Origin of the sequence: Oleomonas cavernae (assembly GCF_003590945.1) — a bacterium.
Classification (GTDB): Bacteria; Pseudomonadota; Alphaproteobacteria; order Zavarziniales; family Zavarziniaceae; genus Zavarzinia; species Zavarzinia cavernae.
In genome coordinates, this window is record NZ_QYUK01000011.1 from 2,329,636 (window position 1) to 2,353,265 (window position 23,630).

Sequence of the window (23,630 nt, forward strand, 5' to 3'; positions counted from 1 at the left end):
GCTTTATAGCGATCCTAGCTTCAAATCCGGCCCGGGATACCCTATATGTTGAGGCGTCGGGTAACCGACTATGGCGATAAACGAAGTTCGGAATAGACGTTACGGACCCGGGGGCGGTACCCGGCGCCTCCACCATGTACCGATCGGCTGCCAGGCTGGTCGGTAGATGCTGGGGGCGAAACAGGATCGACGTGCGTAGTAAAGGGATGCTCTTTCGCCCGGCATGATACCGCCGTTATCGGGTCAAAACCACAAGTGCCAACGACAACGAAATGGCGCTCGCTGCCTAATTAGTTAGGCAAGCGCGGTACGGGGGGCACCGGGCAACAGAAGCCCCCCACTTCACCAATCTCAGGCCGCCACCGCCAGTCCGGAAGCGCGGCTCTGCCACAAACGGTTGAGCGGGCTTTGCGGCTTGGCGGCCAGGCGTTCGGCGATCAGGGCGTCGGCCAGGGCCCGGTCGCCCAGGCGCACCGCCGCCTCGGTTGCGGTCCAGGCGATGACGTCGCGCTGGGCATGGCTGCCGCCAAAGCGGTTGGCCTTGCCCCGCAAGGGCAGCAGCAGGTCGAGGGCGGCGGCGTATTCGCCCAGGCCGAAGGCGGCCAGGCCCAGCACGGCGGGCAGGCCCACCTCGCGGCTCATCATCGCGTTGGTGCCGCTGCCGGCCGCCGCGCGCCTGACCGCGGCCACCACCCGGTGGGCCATGGCGTCGTCGCCGGTCGCCGCCGCCGCCATCATCACGTGCATGTCGTTGAAGGCATAGAAGCCGTCATCGGCCCGGGCGGCCCAATTGTCGTGCACCAGGGTCCAGCGATTGCCGACGTCATGGCCCAGGGCCGCGATCCGCCACAGCAGGGCGGCACCGTCCACCAGTTCCAGCGCCTGGCCGAAGCCGCCGGCTGAAATCTGCTCGTCGAACAGGGTGAGCGCGGCTTGCGTCTCGCCCAGGTCCAGATGGAAGAGCGCCTTGTGCCACCAGTTGTGATAGGAGAACAGCCCGGCCGGCCCGGTCCAGGCGGCTGCCGTGCCGGCGAGCCAGTCGATGCCCTCGTGGGCGCGGCCCTGCATCTCCATGACATGGGCCACCGCATGGACGCCCCAGGCATCGCGCGGGTCGCGCTCCACGCATTCGCGGCCGGCCGCCTCGGCCTGGGCGTAGTCGCCCGCCTCTTCCAGGCCGAAGGCATGCATGCCCAGGATCGAGCCGTAGCCCGGTACCGAGGTGTCCCAGTGGGGCAGCACCCGGGCGACGCGGTCGCGCAGCATGGTGGAATAACCCAGGAAGAAATCGGTCACCTGGGCCAGTTGCACCGCGGTCAAGTCGCGCGGATAGGCCATGGCCGTGCGGCCCCAGTGCTCGGTCGCCGCCTCGACATCGCCGCTCAGCCAGGCGCCGACTGCCTGGATGTGGCCGCGCTCGCGCTCGTTGGCGCCGGGCATCAGGGCCTCTGCCGCCGCGACCGACTTGGCCAGTTCCGGCTCGAACGCCTTGTCGGCCGTGGTCGCCAGCAGGCCGGCGCGGAACGCGTGGCCCATCGCCAGGTCGGGATGGTCGGCCAGCACGGCGTCGACCTCGAACAGCGGATCGGCCTGATAGAGGCGCAGCTTGTCGATGGCGCGGTCGAGGCCCTCGACCGCTGCCTGGGTGGCATTGGAAACCGGGTTGCCCCGGCAATCGAATTTGTTTGCGGTCATTGTCCTCGTCCCAATCGGTCTCGCCGCCTTGGTATAGGCGCTTGGCACCCGGGCGGCCTGTTCCTTGGGTAACAAAGCCCGCAACCAGCCCCCTGTCGGCCGTGATTGTAGCGTGTTAGGTCATCCTACCCCAGTTGCATGAACGAGACAGGCCGGCAGGATCCCATGGCTGAACAGGTGGCACCCGCCCTGGCGCCGGGCACCCGGCTGCTGTCGCAGGCCGCCGCCGTCACCGTCGCGGCCATGTTCGGCCTGACCTATTCCTTGAGCGCCGCCATGATCGCGCTGGACCTTGCCCGGCGCGGCGTGTCCGACACCATGATCGGCGCCAATGCCGCCATGCATGCCCTGGGCGTGCTGGCGATCGCGCTCACCCTGCCGCGCCTGGTCACGCGCCTGGGGCCGCGGGCGATGATCGTGGGCGCGCTGGCGACGGGGGCGGCGGTGCTGACCGCCCTGCCCCTGATGCCGGCGATCTGGCTGTGGTTTCCCTTGCGCTTCGTCATGGGCGCGGCCTCGGACGTGCTGTTCGTCATCTCCGAGACCTGGGTGAATGAGCTCAGCGACGAGCGCAGCCGGGGCCGGGCCATGGCCAGCTACATCGCCTCGATGTCCCTGGGCTTCGCCCTGGGGCCGCTGATCCTGAGCGTGATCGGCACCGATGGCCCGACCGCCTATTTCGTCGGCGCCGGCCTCGCCCTCGCCGCGATCGGCCTGATCGTCTCGCCCCGCGTGGTGGCGCCGGTCTTTGCCGAAGGGCCGCAGCGCAACCCCTGGGGCTATTTCAGGCTGGCCCCGGTCACCGCCGTGGTGACCGCGCTGAACGCCGCGATCGAGACCGCCTGCTTCTCCTTCCTCGCGCTTTATGCCGTCAGCCTCGACTGGAGCGAGACCCAGGGCGCCAGCCTGATCTCGGCCATGATGGTGGGGGCCATCGTGCTGCCCCTGCCCATCGGCTGGCTGGGCGACAAGACCGACCGGATGCGCCTGGCCCTGGTCCTGGCGGTGATCACCGGCCTGGGCGCCCTGTGCTGGCCGCTGGCCCTGGCCAATCCCTACACGGCCTATCCGGTGATGTTCCTGTGGGGCGGGCTGTTCGTCGGCATCTACGGCCTGATCATCACCGTGCTGGGCGGCCGCTACCAGGGCACCGAGCTGGTCGGGATCTATGCGGTTACCGGCATCACCTGGGGCCTGGGTGCCTTTGCCGGCCCGATTCTGACCGGTGCGGTGATCGGTGCCACCATGCACGGCCTGCCCCTGGTCATCGCGGTGGCGTGCCTGGGCTTTGCCCTGTTCATGCGGCACGCCGGCGGGCGGGTCTAGCGGCCGTTCACCGCCCAATCGAGCAATGTGGTATGAGATTGGCTAACAGGTTGGCGTTCTGATCGTCGTCAATACCGGGGGAATGACGCATGGTTGATGTTCGCGCAAAGGCCAAGACGCTTCTCGACCAGTTGCCGGCCGATGTGCCCGTGACCTCCAATGGCAGCACGGGCGCGCTGTTCACGACGCTGACCGGCTCGTCGCATACCTGGCTGCAGGAGCGCTGGAAGGCCGAAGACGTCGAAAAGGCGAAGCGGCGGAATGCCGTTCCGCCACAGAGCACGAAGGGACTTCCCACCACGACAACCTGCAATGGCCTGGCCGGCCAGGTGGGCATCGCTATCGGCGCGCCGATCGCGCTCAGCCAGTTCGACATCGAGAAGAAACTCAAGGACGCCGGCATGGGTGACGCCTGGATCCCGGCCAGCAGCGGCAAGCGACCCGGCTACGGCGATGTCTTCAGGCCACTGACTTTCCATATCGGCGTCTCGCTCGATTTCGTCGGCGACCTGTGGAACACGGCGGAATCCGGCCAGGGCGGCCCGGGTGTCGACTACACCAAGGGTTTCGACATCGTCAAACGCAAGCAGCAGACCTGGGACCCCAGCAAGCTCCAGGGCTGGGTCGACATCGAGATCCTGATGAAACTGGGGCGGAAGGCGCCCAAATGGCTGATCGGCTGGTGGCGCTTCGAAGTCGGGCCGACCAAGGAATTCGTCTACCTGCCTGAACGCGGCTCGGCCCGCGGTTTCACGACGGCCCCGGCCAATCGCAACCCGCCGACGGCCGACGGCAGGATCGGTGACGTGACCCTCGAAGACGACGACATCGCCATCGCCTGGTCCGACAACGTGTCGGATACGCTGCGCCGCCTGCCCAAGATCGACTACATGCTGGGGGAACGGGGCGCCCAGCAATTGCAGGCGTTCAAGATGTAAGGGGCCACCCGGCTAGGGCCTGACCATGTCGAACACGATGGCCTGGAGCGGCATCCAGCCCGGTGCGGCGAACTCGCGCCACAGGGCCTTGGCCAGGGCGCTGACGATCTGGTCGGGCTGGGCGCCGCCGCGGGTGCGGATTTCCTCGATCGTCGGATTGCCATAGACCAGGCCGCGCGCGAAAGCGGCAACGTCCGGGATTTCCTTTTTCAGCGCGACCACGTGGACCTTGATCTCGCCGAAGCCCGCACCGATCAGGGCTTCCTTGATCGGGTCGATGGCGTGATAGCCGAACGGCACCTGATAGAAGCGCGGCGGATCGGCCGGGAAGAAACTGCCGACGACCTCGTGCGCGATCCGGCCGTAGGGATTGTGCCGGTGCGAATCCCAGACGCTGAACAGGTAACGGCCGCCGGGCGCCAGGACGCGGTGGACCTCGCGGTACGAACGGTCCTTGTCGGGGAAGAACATGACCCCGAACTGGCACACGACGGCATCGAAGGTGGCGTCGCCGAACGGCAGGTCGGTCGCGTCGGCGGGCTGGAAATCCACCGCCTCGCCGGGCCGAAAGCGGGCGCGGGCAACATCGAGCATCGGCGGGTTGAGGTCGGTGGCCGTCAGGGCCGTGGCGGGCGGCAGCGCGTCGCGCAGCCGGCGGGTGACGATGCCGGTGCCGGCCGCCAGTTCCAGCACGCGGGCGGGTGGCGGCGCCAGGGTGGCGAGACGCTGCGCCATGTCGGCGGCATAGTCCACGAAGATCGCGGGGCCTAGGCCCCGGTCATATTCCTGCGGGATATTGCCGGTGAAGCTGGCCGTGTCGTTGCTCATGAGGCGCCCCATTGTTCGATCCGGAGAGCTGATCGCCACCTGTTCGCAGACATGACCGTCACTTTGCCTGGCCGTCAAGTCGATGCTGGCAATCGGTAGGCCGCGGCGACGGCCTGGTCGATCCGGGCGGCGAGCGTGTCGCTGACCGGGGTCATGGGCAGGCGCACCTCGGGGCTGTCGATCAGCCCGGCCCGCCACAGCCAGTGCTTGATGGGCGACGGGCTGGGCTCAGCGAAGAGCAACCGTCGGTCCCCTAGGCGCCTTCGAATAGCCGCTGCGCGATCCCAGGTTTCGGCTCTCTCGCTATTACTTGATTGTGCTCAGGATAAGTACGGGCTCGATGATGACGCCGGCATCATCGCCGCTGGCACCGTTGTAGCTAGCAAAATCGACAGGACTATTGACTTGGCCCGGGATAACAACACCGAGCACCCCTCGCGCCGATCAGCACGAGGGGCCTTGTATTCAGGCGGCTGTTTTTTGCCATTTCTCGTCATCAGTACATGTCGGACATTCTGGCGGGCGAGCATTTCTATAAAAATGAAGCACAAGCTCCTCGTCAACCGGGTAAACACTATTAAGCTTCAAACCAAAGAATATTTTCCCGAATGCCGAAATAGCCTCACTAGCCTCATGATGCGACGAAGGATCTTGGGTAGTTTCAAGAATTTTCTTCGCAGAAATTCTCTTGGCTCCTTTGTCCTTGTACCATGAAGCAAGGAAAACAAACATCCGGTAGAACTTTTCTTTATCAGATGACATTATTTTAACACCTGCTTCACACCGACTATAATGTTCGGCCGAAAGTTCGACAGCAGACGCGACCTCCCACGACTTCATATGAAGTGCAGACCTTATAAATTTTAGATCATCGCCCGAAAGCTTCCTCGGATGAACGGCCCTTGACTGCACAATAGCAGCGATGAGGCCGGGCACATCTTTAATCTCCATTTTCATTTTTTTGGAGTGTGAGTCGAAGTATTCGGTGACACCATTGGCCAGGATGACCTTGAAGGGTGTCCCGAGCACTTCGCTGTAGTCCCGATCCACAACAGGACCACACGCAGTATCACTCTGCATCTGGTTCACTGCCCGACTCCCTTAATTGTCTTCGCCATCTGTATTTCCAGCACCATGCTGCCGGCATCAAAGTAGACGGTGACCTCTACGAGATCGTCGTCTGAGAGATGCGCCAATATGCAAACCACCCCAGGACCGTCTTCACACTTCTCTGAGGAAACCACGGACCCACACGAAAGTGCCTCAACTATCCGTGTGATCGAGACCCCGTTAAGGTCGCCTGCATGGAACCTGAAGATATTCTCAGTCCGGTAGTGACTGAAAAATTCTCGTATCCAGATTTCCTCAGCCCACACACCGTGCTGCAGGTTCCGTTTGTGCCCCTCACTCGGTTTAGCCATGGTGCATCCTTAGCAGCATCCACGTGGATGTTGGCAAAAACTTGATCTTGGATCAAGAAATAACTCAGAAGTATCTGCCCTCTGCTGTGGCGGACCACCCTGCTAAGCCGCAAAGCCGGCCTCAACGGCATTCGGTCACTAGCATTGGCGATTGAAGCGCCAGGCTCCTTTTCCATTCCGACAGCACTACCGAGGTTGTTCAAGTGGTGGGACTTCGGTGTGCGCCGGCCTTCGCCGCGCCGACGGCCTGGTCGATCCGGGCGGCGAGCGTGTCGCTGACCGGGGTCATGGGCAGGCGCACTTCCGGGCTGTCGATCAGCCCGGCCCGCCACAGCCAGTGCTTGATGGGCGACGGGCTGGGCTCGGCGAAGAGCAGGCGCGGCAGGTCGCAGAGGCGGTGCCAGGCCGACAGGGCCCCGGCCTGGTCGCCGCGCGCCAGCCTGTCCCGGACCTCGACGAAAGCCCGCGTTTCGACATGGGCGGAGGCCAGGATGCCGCCGTCGGCCCCCTGGGTCAGCGCCCCATAGAAGAAGGCATCCTCGCCGGTCAGCACGGCAAAACCCGCCGGCTTGCGGCGCATCAGGTCGAAGGACTGGGCCGGATCGGCACAGCAATCCTTGACGCCGGCGATGTTCGCATGGCCTGCCAGCGCCAGCATCGCCTCGTTGCCCAGGTTGACGCCGGTGCGATAGGGAATGTTGTAGATCAGGATCGGCCGCTGCGTGCTGTCGGCCAGGGCCTCGAAATGGGCCACCAAACCCTGCTGCGAGGGCCGCGTATAATAGGGGCAGGCGATCAGGTAGCCGTCCGCGCCCCAGGTGGCGGTGCGCGCCAGCGCCTTCACGCCCTTGCGGGTGTCGCTGCCCGAAAGGCCCAGGTACAAGGGCAGGCGCCGGCCGATCGCGGCCAGTTCATCCGCCGTGACCCTGATCAGGCGTTCGGCCTCGGCCTCCTCCAGGGTCAGACCCTCGCCGGTGGTGGCGCCCAGGATCAAGCCGTCGACCGGCTCGCATGCGAAATGCCGCACCAGGCGGCGCAGCGAGACCTCGTCCAGCGCGCCGTCGCGGAACGGGGTGACGAGCGGCAGCCACAGGCCCTGCAACGCCGTCTGATTGGTTTCCATGATGTCCATCTCCTTGAAAAAGCCGGAGACAGGACAAAAAAAGACCCCGTCCAACCGGCGGGGTCCAACTCGATCCGTATGCGCTGCCTTTAGGGCACGCGAAGATCCAAGGCCCCGGCAAGGGGACTTTTTTCAACGTGATGTGTCGGGCGTAACAGCGGATCATGCGCGCACCATCCATCATTCGCCTGGTTGCCGTCAAGACAGGTGAACGGCTGCCTGCACTTGCATTGTCCCTTGTCGCCGCGAAAGGGCGGGATGAAAATCCCGGCCTCAAAATCCGGTAGGCACGGCGTTCCAGGACTGGGTCAACGACAAACCGAAGGACGCAACGATGACCACCGCCTCGTTCGACCCCGCATCCGGCGTCCTCACCGTGACCGGCGGGTCGGCGGCAGACAGCATCACCATCAGCCGCGACGCCGCCGGCGTTATCCTGGTCAACGGCGGCGCCATCGTGGTGACCGGCGGCACGCCCACCGTGGCCAATACCGCCCTGATCGAGGTATCCGGCCTCGTCGGCAACGACACCGTCGCGCTGGACGAATCCAATGGCGCCCTGCCCCGGGCCACCCTGGTGGCCGGCAGCGGCCATGATACCGAGGCCGGCGGCAGCGGCAGCGACACGCTCCTTGGCGACAGCGGCAACGACATCCTGCTGGGCAAGGGCGGCTTCGACCTGCTGTTCGGCGGTGACGGCAACGACACCCTGACCGGCGGCGACGCCGACGACCAGCTCTTCGGCGAGGGCGGCAACGACCGCATGATCTGGAACCCCGGCGACGATACCGACCTGTTCGAGGGCGGTCTCGGCACCGACACGGCCGAGGTCAACGGCGGCAACGGCGCCGAGGTTTTCGTGATCACGGCGAACGGCACGCGGGTGCGCTTCGACCGGGTCGATCCCGCGCCCTTCGCCCTCGATATCGGCACGACCGAAAATCTCGTCGTCCATGCCAATGGCGGCGACGACAGCGTGACCGCCAGCGGCAACCTCGCCGCGCTCATCGGCCTGACCATCGACGGCGGCGCCGGCAACGATACGCTGGCCGGCGGCAACGGCGCCGACCTGCTGATCGGCGGCGACGGCAACGATGTGGTGACCGGTGTCCAGGGCAACGACCATGCCCTGCTGGGTGCCGGCGACGACCGCTTCGTCTGGAATCCGGGCGACGGCAGCGACGCGGTCGAGGGGGAGGACGGCGTCGATGCCCTCGACTTCAACGCCTCCAACGGCAACGAGAATATCGCCATTTCGGCCGATGGCAGGCGCACCCTGATCACCCGCGACATCGGCGCGATCACGATGGACCTGCTCGACGTCGAGACGATCAACATCGATGCCCTTGGCGGCAACGATACGATCGCGGTCGGGGTCCTCTCCGCCACGCCCGTCGCCCAAGTGGTGATCGAGCTTGCGGCCTCGGGCGGTACGGCGGCGGACGGCCTGGCCGACCAGGTGACCATCGACGGCACCACGCGGAACGATACGATCTCGGTCGCCGGCAGCGGCGGCACGCTCAGCGTCGCCGGCCTGTCGGCGCTGGTCACCATCGCTCATTCGGAGGCGATCGACGGCCTGACCATCAGAGCCGGCGCCGGCAGCGACACCGTCACGGCGGCGGCCCTGCCCGGTGGCAACACCTCCCTGCTCCTGGACGGCGGCACCGGCAACGACACGCTGATCGGCAGCGCCGGCGCCGACATTCTGTTGGGCGGCGACGGTAACGACCTGATCAGTGGCCGGCAGGGCACCGATGTCGCCCTGATGGGGGCCGGCAACGATGTCTTCACCTGGAGTCCGGGCGATAGCAGCGACACGGTCGAGGGTCAGGACGGCACCGACACGCTCGACTTCTTCGCCAGTGCCGCCAACGAGAACATCGACATCGCCGCCAACGGCGGCCGCGTCCGCCTGTTCCGTGATATCGCCAACATCACCATGGACATGAACGATGTCGAGCGGATCACCCAGCACGCGCTGGGCGGCGTCGACACCACCGTGATCAACGACCTGAGCGGCACCGATATAACCCAACTCACCATCGATCTCGCGGGCACCATCGGCGGCACGGCCGGCGACGGTCAGATCGATACCGTCATTGCCAATGTTACGGCCGGCGACGATGCCGTCAGCCTGCGCGGCAGCAACGGCACGGCCATCGTCGAAGGCCTCGCCTACTCGATCACCGTCGCCCACGCCGAGGCGGCGGACCGGATCATCGTCAACGGCCTGGGCGGGGCGGATACGCTGAACGCCGCCTCGCTCGCCGCCAGTGCCATGGCGCTGATCCTCGACGGCGGTGCGGGGGATGACACCCTGACCGGTGGCGGGGGCGCCGACCAACTGTTCGGCGGCGACGACAACGACGTGCTAGTGGGCGGCGGCGGCAGCGACCAGCTCTTCGGCCTGGCCGGCACCGACCGCATGATCTGGAACCCCGGCGACGGCACCGACCTGATGGAAGGCGGCGACGGCGCCGACACGGCCGAGGTCAACGGCGGCGACGGGGCGGAGAGCTTCACGATCACCGCCAACGGCACGAGGGTGCGTTTTGACCGGGTCGATGCGGCCCCGTTCAGCCTGGATATCGGCACGACCGAGCGCCTCGTGCTCGACGCCGGCGGCGGCGGCGACCTGATAAGCGCCGCCGGCAACCTTGCCGCACTCATCAGCCTGACCATCGACGGCGGTGCCGGCGACGATACGATCCTGGCCGGCAACGGCGCCGATGTGATCCTGGGCGGTGATGGTAACGATTTCATCGATGGCCAGCAGGGCAATGACGTTGCCCTGCTGGGTGCTGGCAATGATGTCTTCCACTGGGATCCGGGCGACGGCAGCGACATTGTGGAAGGCCAGGACGGCACCGACACACTCGATTTCTTCGCCAGCGCCGCCAACGAGAACATCGACATCGCCGCCAACGGTGGCCGCGTCCGCCTGTTCCGCGATATCGGCAACATCATCATGGACATGAACGATATCGAGCGGATCGCCGTGCACGCGCTGGGCGGTACCGACAGCACCGTGATCAACGACCTGAGCGGCACGGATGTGACGCAGGTTGCCATCGATCTCGCGGGCACGATCGGCGGCTCGGCCGGCGATGGGCTGGCCGACACGGTGATCGCCAACGGCTCGGCGGGCGACGATACGGTCGACCTGCACGGCAACAACGGCACGGCCGTCGCCGAAGGCCTTGCGGCTTCGATCACCGTCAGCCATGCCGAGGCGATCGACCGGCTGGTGGTCAACGGCCTGGGTGGTGCCGATACGCTCGATGCGGCCTCGCTCACCGCCAGCGCCATCGCGCTGACCCTCGACGGCGGGGCCGACAACGATACCCTGACCGGCGGCGGCGGCGGCGACCTCCTGCTGGGCGGGGACGGCGACGATATCGTGACCGGCAAGCGCGGCAACGACCTGGCCTTCCTGGGTGCCGGCAACGACCGTTTCGCCTGGTCGGTGGGCGACGGCGTTGACACGGTCGAAGGCCAGGCCGGCGCCGACCAGCTCGACCTCGGCGGGTCGGCGCCGGCCCAGGCCTTCGGCCTGTTTGCCAATGGCGGACGGGTCGTCGTCCAGGACGACAACGCAGGCGCGATCCTGGATATCGATGACATCGAGACGGTCGCCCTCACCCTTCTGGGCGGCCCGGATACGGTCACGGTCGATGACCTCGCGGGAACTGACGTGACCAGGGTTGCGATCGACCTTGCGGCCACCCCCGGCGGCGCGCTGGGCGACGGCCAGGTGGACCGGATCACGATCAACGGCACCGTGGGCGACGACGTCGTCGAACTGGGCGCGGAGGGCGGCGGGGTGATCGCGCTGGGCCTGGCGGCGGCGGTCGCGATCACGCATGCCGAGGCTGGGGACCAGATCCTCGTCAATGGCGACTCCGGGGTCGACTTCCTGTCGGCGACGGCGCCGGCGGCGAACGGCGGCCAGTTCATTTTCGATGGCGGGACGGGCAACGACATCATCATCGGCGGCGCCGGCAACGACGTGATCATCGGCGCCGCCGGCGCCGACAACCTGGATGGTGGCACCGGAATCGACACGCTGGACTATCGCCAGTCGGCCGACGCCGTCACCATCGACATCCGGCTGAACACGGCGACCGGCGGCGATGCGATCAGCGATACCATCGCCCGTTTCGAGAACGTCCTGGGCAGCGACCTTGCCGATACGATTACCGGCTCGGCAGGGGTCAACCTGCTCGACGGCGGGCAGGGCAACGATGCCTTGAGCGCACTGGGCGGGAACGACACGCTCGACGGCGATATCGGCAACGACCTGCTCACCGGCGGGGCCGGCCTGGATACGCTGATCGGCGGCACGGGCGCCGACCTCTTCATCTATGTCGCGGCAGCCGACAGCGCGGTTTCGGCGCAGGACCTCATCACCGACTTCCACCGCTCGCATCACGACAAGATCGACGTGACGGCGATCGATGCCAACACGGTGCTGGCCGGCGACCAGTCCTTCAGCTTCATCAACACGGCGGCCTTCGGCGGCAACCGGGGCGAATTGCGCATCGCCTACGGCACGGATTCCGCCACGGTCTCGGGCGACATCAACGGCGACGGGACGGCGGATTTCGCGATCACCCTGGCCGGCATCGACGCCGCCCACGCCCTCGCCGTCTCCGATTTCCTGCTGTAACCCAGAAAGTGGCTTCAAGGCCTCGTTAATTCCGGCGGCGTGGTCCAAACGTCGCCGGGGCGTCGTAACCACCATCTGCTTGCGCCTGATCGGTCAACGCCGCGAGAGCCGCATGACGTCCTTCGTCTCGGCGCTGTCGATAGTTCGCCAGGTCTTCGGCACGGACGCGCCGATGCGTGCCAACCTTGCTCGAAGGGATATCCCCCTTTCCAGCAGGCGGACCATGTACTGGCGCGAGACGTTCAACAGATCGGCGGCCTGTTGACTGGTCAGCAGCACCTCATGGGCGAAGACCGCGACATCCGCGCCATCGGCCATGATCCCCGCCGCCTGGGCGAGCAAATCCAGCAAGGCCGGCGTAAGGGCCACCTGCTCCCCAGCGCTGGTCACCACGGAAACTTCGCGCCCTCCCTCCCGCTCGCGAAGCAGGGTGGACAACTGCGCGGCCGCGCGACGATCGCCAGGGTATGCAACTTTTGATTGATCAGCCATGAGAAGACTGTTCCTGTCAGGTGAGCAGAAAGCGGCCTGACCGGCACCATAGCCAATATTCGCTATAAACGCAACCAAGGCGATGCGGAACCACGATGGGGAGAATGACTGTTTCCACGATCCGCGCCGTCCTCGACGCCGATGTTCTCTACCCTCTGCCCCTGCGAGACACGTTGTTGTCGGCCGCCGTCGAGGGATGCTTTCAGCCCTTGTGGAGCGCCGCGATCCTGGATGAAGCAATACGCAATCTCGTCAAGGCCCAGCGGATGACGCCCGACGGTGCCATTGCCCTGCGGCGGAACCTCGACGCACATTTCGAAGATGCCCGTGTCACGGGCTACGAGGCACTTGTCGGCCGGATGCACAACCATCCCAAAGATCGCCATGTGGCAGCCTGCGCCGTCGCCGGCAAGGCTGATCTGATCGTAACCTCCAACATCAAGGACTTTGCGCGCCTGCCCCATGGGATCCTTGCCGTGACACCCGACGACTTTCTCTCGAGGCTGCTGACCGACACGCCGAATCTGCTGCGCAAAGCCCTCCAGGCCCAGTCGGCGCGCTTGAAACGCAAGCCGATGAGTGTTGCCGAGATCGTGACCCTGCTCGAAAAGGTCGCGCCGAAATTCGCGGCAACATGGCAGGCCGGCGCCTAACCTCGGGCGCCCTTCAACCCCGCGACCACGGCGGCCGCGTCTGCCACCACGCCGAACAGGCCGTCCTCGATCGTGGTCATGTAGACAGCGGCCGCGTGGGCATAGGCGTCGCCGCTGGCGCAGGCGTCCTCGATCAGCAGGCACTGGTAGTTACGGTCGGCGGCTTCGCGCAGGGTGGTGTGGACGCAGACGTCGGTGGTGCAGCCGGTGAACATCAGGTGGGTGATGCCGCGGGCGCGCAGGATATGATCGAGGTCGGTATAGGTGAAGGCGCTGTTGGCGGTCTTGTCGACGATCACGTCCTGGGGAGCCACCGAGATTTCCGGCACGATCTCGAAACCGGGGTGGCCGCGCACCAGGGCGGTGGTGCCTGCCATGCCCGACCGGCGGCGGCGCCATTGCTCGTAGGGCGTCAGGTCGGCCAGGTCGTGGCGGTAGCCCTGGCGCGTGTGGACGATCAGGCAGCCGGCGGCGCGGGCAGCCTCGATCACGCTGTTCATCGCGGGCAGGATGGCGCGCAAGGGCGCCGGGTCGTAGCCCATGCGGGCGAAGTAGCCGTCGAGACCGAGGAAATCGACCTGAAGGTCGATCACCAGCAAGGCGACCCTTGCCGGATCGAGCGCGCCTTCGTGAGGAAAGCCGAAGGGTCGCGCGGTTACCTGAACATTCATGCTGTCGTCCTTGTCCTTGCTGCGTGCAGCGTCCAGATCAGCGCCGCGCCGAAACCGGCCTGCCACAGGCCGAAGAAGGGGATCAGCGCGTCGATCGTCAACGATAGCGGCCCCAGGGGGCCGAGCACCACGCCCACCACGACCGGCTGCCAGGGCCGGCCCACGCCGATCACCCGGCCGAACACCAGCGCCGCCAGCCCGCCGCCGACCAGGCCCGCGGGCAGGCCGATCATCAGGCTGCCCTCGAACAGGCCGATGGGATCATCGAGCACGTCGGCAATGGCCATGGCCAGACGCATCGCCACGAAATTGCCCAGCGCATTGGCCAGGGCAATGGCGACGGCGCCACCAGGGCCCACCAGCCGCTGCCCCAGCAGAAAGGCGGCGAAGGCGATGCCAAAACCGATGCCCGGCAGCAGGGTCAGCAGTTCGAATTGGGTCTCGCCAGTGGTCAAGCCTAAACTCGCGGCCGCGCTGATCAGCCCCGTGAACAGACCGATCACGGCCCCGGCCCAGGGCGACGGCAGTTTTGCCCCCATTTGGCGATGCACATCGACCATGTTTGCCCCCTCGCCCCAAGGCCACTATGATTGACTGTACGGGTTGAGACGATACGCTCGTATGATGTTGATCACGGTATGACGACGAGTCTGGTGGCATGGCCAAGGATTATATGAATTACGGCGGCATGGTGCAGGACGCGCTGCGCGGCGTGGTGCGTCAGGCGCTGACCCGTGTGGCGACGCAGGGCCTGCCCGGCAACCACCACCTGTACCTGTCGTTCAAGACCGGGGCCGACGGCGTCGACATTCCCGAACACCTGCGCGACCGCTATCCCGACGAGATGACCATCATCCTGCAGCACCAGTATTGGGGCCTGAAGGTGTCGGACACCGGCTTCGAGGTGCAGCTCAACTTCAACAAGATGCCTGAGCGGCTGGTCATCCCCTATGCCGCCATGACCGGCTTCTTCGACCCTTCCGTGCAATTCGGCCTGCAGTTTCAGCCCAACCAGGGCGATGCCCAGACCGTACGCCCCGCCATCAGCGCCACCCCGGCATCGGCCCGCACCACCACCGAGCCGACCCCGCTGGTGACGTCCAAGCCCGCCGAAACCGAAACCGCGTCCAAGGGCGAGGACAAGCCGGCCGAGCCGCCGGCCGGCGAGAAGCGCGGCGAAGTCTTGACGCTGGACGCATTCCGCAAGAAATAAGCGTGTCTTTACGCGCCGGTGCGGGCCCCTGGGTCCGCGCCCAACCCTATTTGATCGCAGAGGTCCCGGCCATGACGGCGTTCGCCTATCAGGAAATGTTCGAACACGACCCGGCCCACCACACCGAGACGACCTGGAAGAAACTGACCGGCGACGGCGTCAAGGAAATCGTGGTCGGCGGCAAGCGCATTCTCGAAGTGGCGCCCGAAGCGATCGAAAAACTGACCTTCCAGGCCTACCGCGATGTCTCGCACCTGCTGCGCCCCGGCCACCTGGCCCAGCTCAAGCTGATCCTGGACGACCCGGAGGCGTCGCCCAACGACCGCTTCGTGGCGCTGGAGTTGCTCAAGAACGCCAATGTCGCCGCCGGCATGGTGCTGCCCTCGTGCCAGGATACGGGAACGGCGATCGTGATGGCCAAGCGCGGCCAGTATGTCTGGACCGACGGCGAGGACGAGGCGGCGATCTCCTCTGGGATAGCCCGCACCTATACCGAGACCAACCTGCGCTACAGCCAGATGGCCCCCTCGACATGTTCAAGGAGGCCAACACCGGCAACAACCTGCCCGCCCAGATCGACCTCTATGCGACCCCGGGCGACGAGTACAATTTCCTCTTCGTCGCCAAGGGCGGCGGCTCGGCCAACAAGACCTATCTCTACCAGGAGACCAAGGCCCTGCTGAACCCGGCCTCCCTGCTGAAATTCGTCGAGGCCAAGATCAAGACCCTGGGCACCTCGGCCTGCCCACCCTATCACTTGGCGATCGTCATCGGCGGCACCTCGGCCGAGCTGACCCTGAAGACCGTGAAACTCGCGTCGTGCCGCTACCTCGACGACCTGCCCGAGACCGGCAACGCCCAGGGCCGCGCCTTCCGCGACCGGGCGATGGAAGCGCAGATCCACAAGCTGACCCAGATGACCGGCATCGGCGCCCAGTTCGGCGGCAAGTATTTCTGCCACGACGTGCGTGTCATCCGCCTGCCCCGCCACGGCGCCTCATGTCCCGTCGGCATCGGCGTCTCGTGCTCGGCCGACCGGCAGATCCTGGGCAAGATCACCCGCGACGGCGTGTTCCTGGAACAGCTCGAGACCGATCCCGCCAAGTACCTGCCCGAAGTCGGCCATGAAGACCTCGAGGGCGAGGTCGTGCAGATCGACCTGAACCGCCCCATGGCGGACATCCTGAAGACGCTGAGCGGCTATCCGATCCGCACGCGCCTGTCGCTCACGGGCCCGATGATCGTCGCCCGCGACATCGCCCATGCAAAACTCAAGGAGCGGCTGGATGCGGGGCAAGGCCTGCCGCAATACGCCAAGGACCACCCGGTCTACTACGCGGGTCCCGCCAAGACGCCGACGGGTTATGCCTCGGGTTCCTTCGGCCCGACCACGGCGGGGCGCATGGACAGTTACGTCGACCAGTTCCAGGCCGCCGGCGGTTCCATGGTCATGCTGGCCAAGGGCAACCGCTCCAAGCAGGTCACCGACGCCTGCAAGGCGCACGGCGGCTTCTATCTGGGCTCGATCGGCGGGCCGGCCGCGATCCTGGCCCAGAACTGCATCCGCAAGGTCGAGGTTCTGGAATACCCGGAACTGGGCATGGAAGCGGTGTGGAAGATCGAAGTCGAGAATTTCCCCGCCTTCATCGTCGTCGACGACAAGGGCAACGACTTCTTCGCCAATCTGATGTAACGCGAAAAGCCCTCTCCTCCGAGGGAGGAGAGGGTTGGGTGAGGAGGTTGCGGGGGCAAAGCACCGGCATCTCGAAGCGGCCTGACCCACCTCCCCCAACCCCTCCCCCCGCAAGCGGGCGGAGGGGGGTACTTGAATTACAGCGGCGTGATGACTCCGCCCACCGGTTCGAAGAACAGGGCGGTCAGCGTCTTCATGTCGATCGCATCGGACATCACCGTCTTGCCGGTCACGGCATTCTCGCGCACCAGGGCCGCCAGCGCGTCGATATCGTCGGTGTCGACGTCGTAGATCGCCAGGTATTGGCCGCCGGCCAGCGGGTCGAGGAAGGGGATTGCCAGCTTGAAGCGCTCGGCCCCCTTGAACCCCGGGATCGAGACCACGTCGGGGACATGCTGGTTGTCGTACCAGATGTTGAAGTCGTCCTCCCGGCCTTCGCTTGGATTGGACAGGGCGACGAAGATCTGCCGGCGCCGGCCCGCCTCGCCATGGAAGGGGGCCACCGGGCTGTAGACCAGGGCGGTCAGGGTTTCGTTGTGGAGCACGTCGCTGACCGTGATGCGGCCGTCGCTGTGGGCATCGACCAGGTCAGTGAGCATCTGCCCCAGGTCCGGGGTATCGAGTTCGTAATAGACCATATAGCGCCAGGTCGGCCCGCCCCGGGGATCGCGGAAACTATTGGCCAGGCGAAACCGCTGGGCCCGGACGAAGCCGGGCAGAGTCATCAGGTCGGGAATGTGCTGATTGGTGTACCAATCGTTGAATTCCGCCTCTCGGGCCGTCTCGACGGGATTGGACAAGACGATCTGCACATGCCGCGTCATGGGTTTACCCTTCTTTGCTGACATCACAGCGTCGCTTATGAACGCTACCGTGACACCATCCATATGGAGGAAGGTATGGGCGAGACCCGCACCGAAAAAGACAGTTTCGGCCCGATCGAGGTGCCGGCGGACCGGCTTTGGGGCGCCAATACCCAGCGCAGCATCGAGAACTTTCCCATCGGCGGTCCGGAAGAGCGCATCCCCGCCGCCATCATCCGGGCCCTGGCCCTGATCAAGATCGCCGCGGTTCGGGTCAACTGCACCCTGGGCAAGGTCGATTCCGATCTTGCCGCCGCCATCGCCGAAGCGGCCGAGGAAGTGGCCGAAGGCAAGCACGCGGCCGAATTCCCCCTGGTGATCTGGCAGACCGGCTCGGGCACCCAGACCAACATGAATGTGAACGAGGTCGTCGCCAACCGCGCCAACGAGATGCTGGGCGCCCCGCGCGGGGCCAAGGCACCGGTGCATCCCAACGACCATGTGAACCAGGGCCAGTCGTCCAACGACTGCTTCCCGACCGCGATCCACATCGCGGCAGCCGAGCAGGTGACGCACCGCCTGCTGCCCGGGCTGCACCACCTGCACAAGGCGCTGCACGCCAAGGCCGAGGAATGGGCCGCCATCGTCAAGATGGGGCGGACCCATTTGCAGGATGCCGTGCCCCTGACACTCGGCCAGGAATTCGGCGGCTATGCCGCACAGGTCGCCTTTGCCATTCGCGGCGTCGAACATGCCCTGGACGGGATCCTGGACCTCGCCCAGGGTGGCACCGCCGTGGGCACCGGCCTGAACGCGCCCGCCGGCTTCGACGAGAAGGTGGCGGCCGAGATTGCCAAGGTCACCAGCATCCCCTTCCGCCCCGCGCCCGACAAATTCGCCGCCCTGGCCGGGCACGAGCCGGCGGCGGCCCTGTCGGCCGCGATCGAGGTTGCGGCCATTGCCTGCTTCAAGATCGCCAGCGACATCCGCCTGATGGGCTCGGGCCCGCGCTCAGGGCTCGGCGAGTTGTCGCTGCCGGAAAACGAGCCGGGCTCGTCGATCATGCCGGGCAAGGTGAATCCGACCCAGGCCGAAGCCCTGACCATGGTGGCGACGCGGGTGATCGGCAATCACGCCACCATCGCCTTTGCCGCGACCCAGGGCCATTTCGAGCTCAATGTGTTCAAGCCGGTGATCGCGGCCGCCCTGTTGCAGTCCATCGCCCTGCTGGGCGATGCCGCGCGTTCCTTCGCCGATCGCTGCGTCACCGGGGCGCTGGCCAACCAGCGGCGGCTGGATGAATCGGTGCAGCGCTCGCTGATGCTGGTGACCGCGCTGGCCCCCGAGATCGGCTATGACAACGCCGCCAAGATCGCCAAGCACGCCCATGCCCATGAACAGACGCTGCGCGAGGCCGCCCTTGAACTGGGGCTGATCTCGGCAGAGCGCTTCGATGTCCTGGTCGATGCGCGGACCATGATCGGCCCTGGCGGAGAAGGTTAGGCCCCATGCAGAAGCGCTCGATCGAAATCGCCGGGCACCGCACATCGGTCAGCCTGGAGGATTCCTTCTGGTCGGCGCTGGCCGATCTCGCGCGCATCGAAGGCCGCACCGTCAACATGGTGGTGACCGATATCGATGCCGCGCGCGACGGCGAAACCAACCTCTCCAGCGCCATCCGCCAGACCCTGCTGGCCGCCGCCCGGGCCGGGCGGCTGCCCGGCCGGGACGATCAGGCCGGCTGAAGCACCGGCACGCGGGCCGGCTGGCGGCTGCCGCTGGTCACCGAGACCTCGACCGTCATCCCCAGGTAATCACCAGTGTCGCCCACGAAACTGCCGATGATGGGCACCGCCTGTGCGGCGTCGCGGGTGACGGCGACGCGGATCAGCGCCTCGCTGCCGATCAGGCCGTTGGTCGGGTCGTATTCGACCCAGCCGGTGCCGGGCAGGTAGACCTCGACCCAGGCATGGGTGGCCCCGGCCCCCTGCACGACGACCTCGTCGGCGCCGGCGTCGAGGGCTGGATCATAGAGATAGCCCGAGACGAAGCGGGCGCCGAACCCCAGCAGCCGTGCGCTTTCGATCATCAGCAGGGCAAAATCCCGGCAGGTGCCGCTGCCCAGCTCCAGTGTCTCGATCGGGGTTTGCGTGCCCTCCACGATCCTGGTCTGGTAGGCGAAACCGTCCTTGATGCCGCCATTGATGTCGGCCAGCAGCGCCAGCGTGTCGGTGCCCTTGGCCATCACGAAGCCGTTCACCCATTCCGCCAGGCGGCCCTTGGGATCGGGATAGTGGTTCTCGCACAGGGGGCCTAGGTCGCGGCGATCATCGGGCGAATAGATGAAGGGATAGGTCAGGGCGTCGGGGTCGAGATCGAGGCGCGGCGGGACATAGGGATATCGGTCGATTTCCAGGACGCTTTCGATCGTCAGCTCGCTGGTGGGATCGGCGAAATCCACCAGCGCCACCGAGTTGCCAAAGACATCGTGAATCCACCGCACCGCGCCCGGCGGCGACAGGGTCAGCGTGGCGTCGACCAGGCGCAGGTCGTGGCTGTCGCGCGGGCGCATCATCAGGCGGTGCGTGCCCAGGGTCACCGGCTTGGCGTAGGTGTAACGGGTGGTGTGCTGTACCGTCAATTGCTTGACCATGACTACTCCTTGGGCAGCGGTCTCAATTACCGCCGCCGATACCCTTCAGAATCTGGTCGAGGACCGCCTTGCCGGGATCACTGTTGCTGCCGGACCCGCCACCCAGGCCCGGCAATTTCGAGCCGATGAACTTGCTCAGATAGTAATTCTCGATGTCGCGGGTCTTCACCTCGGCATTGGGGTTGTCGATGGGGCCGGAAATATCCAGGCCCAGGGCCGGCAGGTCCGCCGGGTCGATCAGTTTCACGCCCAGGCGCAGGCGCGTCGTCCAGGCCGGCAGGTCGATCGTGCCGTCGCCGCCGATCGTGCCGCCGTCGACATCCGAGGTCATGTTGGCGAGCTTGGCCACGCCGCGCTCGATCACCAGGTCGGTGGCGATGCGCCGGTAGTTGGTGCTGCCGACCTTGATCGCCTTGGCCAGGCGATTGAGGATGTCACCGGGCTGGTTCACCGTCTTCAAGCCCTCCGACAGGGTCAGCAGGTCGAGGCCGTGAATCTTGCCCGCCGTGGCGACGATGCCGCCCTGCCCCTTCAGGCTGGACACCAGTTCAAACTCGCTGCGCCCCTGTCCCGTCACGTTCAACGTCACCTCGCCGGTACCCGAAAGACCGGACTCGTTGCCTTTCCGCCCGGTCAACGCGTCGAGGTCGAAGCCTGTTCCCCGGAAAGCCACCGTCAGGGCCAGGGTCGACCCGGTGCCGTCCAGCGTGACCGAGGCCGCCATGTCGCCCGGGCTCATCGATGCCTTGAAGTTGGCCAACGTGACCCGCCCGCCCGCCGCCTCGAGGCGGCCGGAAAGGCCGGCCAAGGTCAGGCTGCCGCTGACCAGACGCTCGACCTGGATATCGATGCCGCCGTCCAGGGAGCGCAGCGCCGCCAGGTCGATGGGCTTGGTCGACCAGCGCGAACTGGCCCGGCCGCTACCCGCACCGCCACCGGCCGTCCCCGCCTGGCCACCGCCGCCGCTGAACAGGGCGAGGTCGAGATAGGTCGCGGACAGGCGGCCGTCGACCCGGGTCCTGGCCCCCGTCGTAATGGTGCCCGTGGCATCGAAGCGGGTGGCCCCCACGCCGCCGTTGAAGGTAACGAGCTGGATAACATTGCCCTTGCGCGCCGCATCGACCTGCACCGACAGGGGACCGGACAACGGCCCCGACAGGCCCAGCCTGGTCAGCATCACGGCCGCGGCCTCGCCGCTGACCTGGCCCTTGAGCACCAGGTCATCGCCCTTCAGGCCGGCCGACAGGTCGACCGAGGCCGGCCCCACTTTGCCCTTCGCCGCCACATCCGCCGCGGCCGGCGTGCCCTTGATCGAGAGCGCCAGGTCGATCGGCCCCAGCCCGGCCCCGTTCGCCGGCGGGTCGGCGCCGAGCTGGCGGGCAAAGGCCACCAGCTCGGGCGCCGCCAGATTGCCTTTGAGGTCGAGGTCCGGCTTGGCGACCGCCCCGATCGGCCCGCTCAACGACAGGCGGGTTTCGCCGACGGCGACAGCGGCGTCGATCACCGGCGCTTCCGGCCGGCCGGCCAGGGTGCCTTCGATCGTCACCTTGCCCATCTGCCCCGCCCCGGCCCACGGATCGACGCCGGCTAGCACCAGCACCGGGGCAATCGAAGGGGCCGCGACCTTGAAGGCCAGATTGGCATCGGGGGCGCCGGCCGCGAGTCCCAGCGTGCCGCTGGCCGTCAGGCTGAGCCCGCTGTAGTCGCCGATCGACAGTTGGGCGAGGCGCAGCGAACCGCCGGTCAGCGTGCCGTCCAGCTCGACCCGCCGCAGGTCGGCGCCGCGCACCGTCAATTGTCCCGCGGTGAAGCTGAGGGCGACATCCAGGCCGGGGTCGAGGCTGGGCGCCCCGCCGCCGGCGCCGATTTCCGCCAAGGGGTTCTTGTCCGGCGGCGTCGCCGGGGCGGCGGCCGGGAGATAGGCATCCACGTTCAGGCGATCGACCGCCAGCGCCAGTGAGGCCGAGGGCCGAGGGCCGGGGCGCCAACCGGCACTGCCCCGGGCACTGATGCCGTCCAGGCGCAGGACCAGGTTGCTGAGATCGACGCCGGCCGCGCCACCCTTCACCTTCGCGGTCAGGCCCAGCCGGGTCAGGCGGTCGGACGGCAGCCCCTGGGGCGTTACCTTCAGCCAGTCGGCCAGGGCGCGGGGGTTGTCCGATGCAACATCGACGGTGCCGTCGAGAACCAGCCGGCCGTCCTGCGCGAAGACAGCGCCGGAGACCCCGACATCCGTCCCCCCCGGCAGCACCGCGCTGACGGTGGAGAGGGTAACGCGCCCGTTCTCGAGCGTCGCGAGCAGGGCCGCCTTCTGCACGATCCCGCCGGACCATTGGATGACATCGACGCCAAGATCGAGGGTAAAGGCCAGGTCGGCAGGCAGGGCAACGCTGCCGGCCGGTGCGGTCGGTGGCATGGCACTGGGCGCGGCCCCACTGCCCGAGGGGGCGACGGCAGCCAGCAGGGCATCGCCGTCGAGGCGCGGCAGGCGCAGTTTCAGGGAGCCCGACAGGCCGGGCTCGAGGTTCAGTATCAGGCTGCCGGTGCCCCGGGATTCGCCCAGAGCCACCGCCATCTGGTCGACCGCGATCGCCGTCGCGGAGGCCGCCACCGTCCCCTCGACGGCCAGCGGTGCCTTCAGCGGCAGATCGACCCCCGCCAGGGCCAGCGCGGCGGCCGCATCGTCGGCATTGAGCGCCAGCTTGCCGGCGAAGGCCGGCCCCTTTTGCTCGAGGGTCAGCGTGCCGGCCAGCTTCAGCGTCGCTTCCGCGAGGCTGACCCGGACATCGACGCCGATCGGCTGCCCCGGCACCAGGCGGCCGACAGCAAGGTCCAGCGCCACGGGCATGCCGCGCACGCTGGCCCCGCCGGTGGCGGTGAACGGACCGGCGAACGTGGGGGCCGACAGGCTGGCCTCGATCGCTTCGATCTTGACCGGCGGGGCACCGGCGGGACGGTATTCGACCGTGCCTTCCTCGATCACCACCCGTTGCACCGCAATCGCGGCCGGCGCGGTGGCGGGCGGGGCGGCCCCCGTCGCGGGCGGGGCGGCATCGGGGCGCCCCGGACCGGGTTGATCGGTGATGACCACCGTCGGCCGCGACAGGCGCACCTCCGCGACCTCGATATTGCCCCCCAGCAAGGGCAACAAGCTGAGACGCAGGTCCAGCGCGTCGACCGTCGCCAGGGTCGCGGCATCGGTGCCGGTGCCGTCGACGCGGATATCGCGCACCGACATCGCCGGGGCGGGCAGCAGGCTGAACTGGATGTCGCCGCCCAGGGTCACCTTGTGGCCGGTGGCCTCCTCGATCAGGGCGACGATACGTGGCTTCTGGTCGTTGAGGTCGACAAGCAGCGGCGCGGCAAAGCCCAGGCCGACAACCAGCCCGACGAAGAGCCCCACACCGATCAGAAGCTTGCGCAAGCCCCGCCTCCATCCAATTCTATCG

General features: G+C 66.7%; 19 protein-coding genes, 1 other RNA gene and 1 pseudogene. 9 read left to right on the forward strand and 12 right to left on the reverse strand.

The window, feature by feature from the left end:
- Positions 1-15: 15 nt before the first annotated feature.
- Positions 16-342: a transfer-messenger RNA gene (ssrA, locus tag D3874_RS15000) on the forward strand.
- A 9-nt stretch (positions 343-351) separates the two neighbouring features.
- Here the strand turns inward: ssrA and D3874_RS15005 are convergent.
- Positions 352-1,695 (reverse strand): tetratricopeptide repeat protein, encoded by a 1,344-nt coding sequence (locus D3874_RS15005; RefSeq protein ID WP_119778801.1) that lies wholly within the window; start codon positions 1,693-1,695, stop codon positions 352-354.
- Between the two features lie 165 nt (positions 1,696-1,860).
- On the opposite strand from D3874_RS15005, the gene D3874_RS15010 reads away from it, so the two are divergent.
- A complete protein-coding gene (locus tag D3874_RS15010; RefSeq protein WP_119782312.1) occupies positions 1,861-3,021 on the forward strand; it encodes an MFS transporter in 1,161 nt (386 codons plus the stop codon).
- Between the two features lie 89 nt (positions 3,022-3,110).
- A complete protein-coding gene (locus D3874_RS15015; protein WP_119778802.1) occupies positions 3,111-3,959 on the forward strand; it encodes a hypothetical protein in 849 nt (282 codons plus the stop codon).
- 12 nt (positions 3,960-3,971) lie between these two features.
- Here D3874_RS15015 and D3874_RS15020 read toward each other — a convergent pair whose 3' ends face one another.
- The 5 genes from D3874_RS15020 to dapA form a co-directional block, all read right to left on the reverse strand.
- The gene (locus D3874_RS15020) at positions 3,972-4,787 is read right to left on the reverse strand and encodes a class I SAM-dependent methyltransferase (protein WP_119778803.1); all 816 of its coding nucleotides are present in this window, start codon (positions 4,785-4,787) and stop codon (positions 3,972-3,974) included.
- 74 nt (positions 4,788-4,861) lie between these two features.
- Positions 4,862-5,029: a hypothetical protein gene (locus D3874_RS15025; RefSeq protein WP_199699076.1), complete on the reverse strand. Its 168-nt coding sequence runs from the start codon at positions 5,027-5,029 to the stop codon at positions 4,862-4,864.
- A 223-nt stretch (positions 5,030-5,252) separates the two neighbouring features.
- Positions 5,253-5,876 carry a hypothetical protein gene (locus tag D3874_RS28045; protein WP_147385677.1) on the reverse strand — a complete coding sequence of 208 codons (624 nt, stop codon included), beginning with the start codon at positions 5,874-5,876 and terminating at the stop codon, positions 5,253-5,255.
- Positions 5,873-6,208 carry a hypothetical protein gene (locus D3874_RS15030; protein ID WP_119778804.1) on the reverse strand — a complete coding sequence of 112 codons (336 nt, stop codon included), beginning with the start codon at positions 6,206-6,208 and terminating at the stop codon, positions 5,873-5,875. Before D3874_RS15030 ends, D3874_RS28045 begins: the two co-directional genes overlap by 4 nt.
- 199 nt (positions 6,209-6,407) lie before the next feature.
- On the reverse strand, positions 6,408-7,331 hold the full coding sequence (gene dapA / locus D3874_RS15035) for a 4-hydroxy-tetrahydrodipicolinate synthase (RefSeq protein WP_119782313.1): 924 nt from the start codon (positions 7,329-7,331) through the stop codon (positions 6,408-6,410).
- A 334-nt stretch (positions 7,332-7,665) separates the two neighbouring features.
- On the opposite strand from dapA, the gene D3874_RS30410 reads away from it, so the two are divergent.
- Positions 7,666-12,003 (forward strand): calcium-binding protein, encoded by a 4,338-nt coding sequence (locus D3874_RS30410; protein ID WP_119778805.1) that lies wholly within the window; start codon positions 7,666-7,668, stop codon positions 12,001-12,003.
- A gap of 93 nt (positions 12,004-12,096) precedes the next feature.
- On the opposite strand, the gene D3874_RS15045 is transcribed toward D3874_RS30410, so the two are convergent.
- Positions 12,097-12,495: a hypothetical protein gene (locus D3874_RS15045; protein WP_147385678.1), complete on the reverse strand. Its 399-nt coding sequence runs from the start codon at positions 12,493-12,495 to the stop codon at positions 12,097-12,099.
- A 104-nt stretch (positions 12,496-12,599) separates the two neighbouring features.
- On the opposite strand from D3874_RS15045, the gene D3874_RS15050 reads away from it, so the two are divergent.
- Positions 12,600-13,148: a PIN domain-containing protein gene (locus D3874_RS15050; RefSeq protein WP_119778807.1), complete on the forward strand. Its 549-nt coding sequence runs from the start codon at positions 12,600-12,602 to the stop codon at positions 13,146-13,148.
- Here the strand turns inward: D3874_RS15050 and D3874_RS15055 are convergent.
- The gene (locus tag D3874_RS15055) at positions 13,145-13,819 is read right to left on the reverse strand and encodes a cysteine hydrolase family protein (protein ID WP_119778808.1); all 675 of its coding nucleotides are present in this window, start codon (positions 13,817-13,819) and stop codon (positions 13,145-13,147) included. The two genes, D3874_RS15050 and D3874_RS15055, sit on opposite strands and share 4 nt — an antisense overlap.
- Positions 13,816-14,379: a hypothetical protein gene (locus tag D3874_RS15060; RefSeq protein ID WP_119778809.1), complete on the reverse strand. Its 564-nt coding sequence runs from the start codon at positions 14,377-14,379 to the stop codon at positions 13,816-13,818. The genes D3874_RS15055 and D3874_RS15060 overlap by 4 nt, the downstream gene beginning before the upstream one ends.
- Before the next feature lie 98 nt (positions 14,380-14,477).
- On the opposite strand from D3874_RS15060, the gene D3874_RS15065 reads away from it, so the two are divergent.
- Positions 14,478-15,032: an SspB family protein gene (locus D3874_RS15065; RefSeq protein WP_119778810.1), complete on the forward strand. Its 555-nt coding sequence runs from the start codon at positions 14,478-14,480 to the stop codon at positions 15,030-15,032.
- 71 nt (positions 15,033-15,103) lie between these two features.
- Positions 15,104-16,725 (forward strand): annotated as a pseudogene (locus tag D3874_RS15070) (fumarate hydratase).
- 137 nt (positions 16,726-16,862) lie between these two features.
- On the opposite strand, the gene D3874_RS15075 reads toward D3874_RS15070, so the two are convergent.
- On the reverse strand, positions 16,863-17,549 hold the full coding sequence (locus D3874_RS15075) for a DUF4286 family protein (RefSeq protein WP_119778811.1): 687 nt from the start codon (positions 17,547-17,549) through the stop codon (positions 16,863-16,865).
- Between the two features lie 75 nt (positions 17,550-17,624).
- On the opposite strand from D3874_RS15075, the gene fumC reads away from it, so the two are divergent.
- Both fumC and D3874_RS15085 read left to right on the forward strand, forming a co-directional pair.
- On the forward strand, positions 17,625-19,031 hold the full coding sequence (gene fumC / locus D3874_RS15080) for a class II fumarate hydratase (RefSeq protein WP_119778812.1): 1,407 nt from the start codon (positions 17,625-17,627) through the stop codon (positions 19,029-19,031).
- Positions 19,032-19,036: 5 nt separating this feature from the next.
- Positions 19,037-19,273 carry a ribbon-helix-helix domain-containing protein gene (locus tag D3874_RS15085; protein ID WP_119778813.1) on the forward strand — a complete coding sequence of 79 codons (237 nt, stop codon included), beginning with the start codon at positions 19,037-19,039 and terminating at the stop codon, positions 19,271-19,273.
- Here D3874_RS15085 and D3874_RS15090 read toward each other — a convergent pair.
- Together D3874_RS15090 and D3874_RS15095 are read right to left on the reverse strand one after the other, a co-directional pair.
- On the reverse strand, positions 19,261-20,181 hold the full coding sequence (locus D3874_RS15090) for a transglutaminase family protein (protein WP_119778814.1): 921 nt from the start codon (positions 20,179-20,181) through the stop codon (positions 19,261-19,263). The two genes, D3874_RS15085 and D3874_RS15090, sit on opposite strands and share 13 nt — an antisense overlap.
- Positions 20,182-20,203: 22 nt before the next feature.
- On the reverse strand, positions 20,204-23,605 hold the full coding sequence (locus D3874_RS15095) for an AsmA family protein (protein WP_119778815.1): 3,402 nt from the start codon (positions 23,603-23,605) through the stop codon (positions 20,204-20,206).
- Positions 23,606-23,630: the final 25 nt, after the last annotated feature.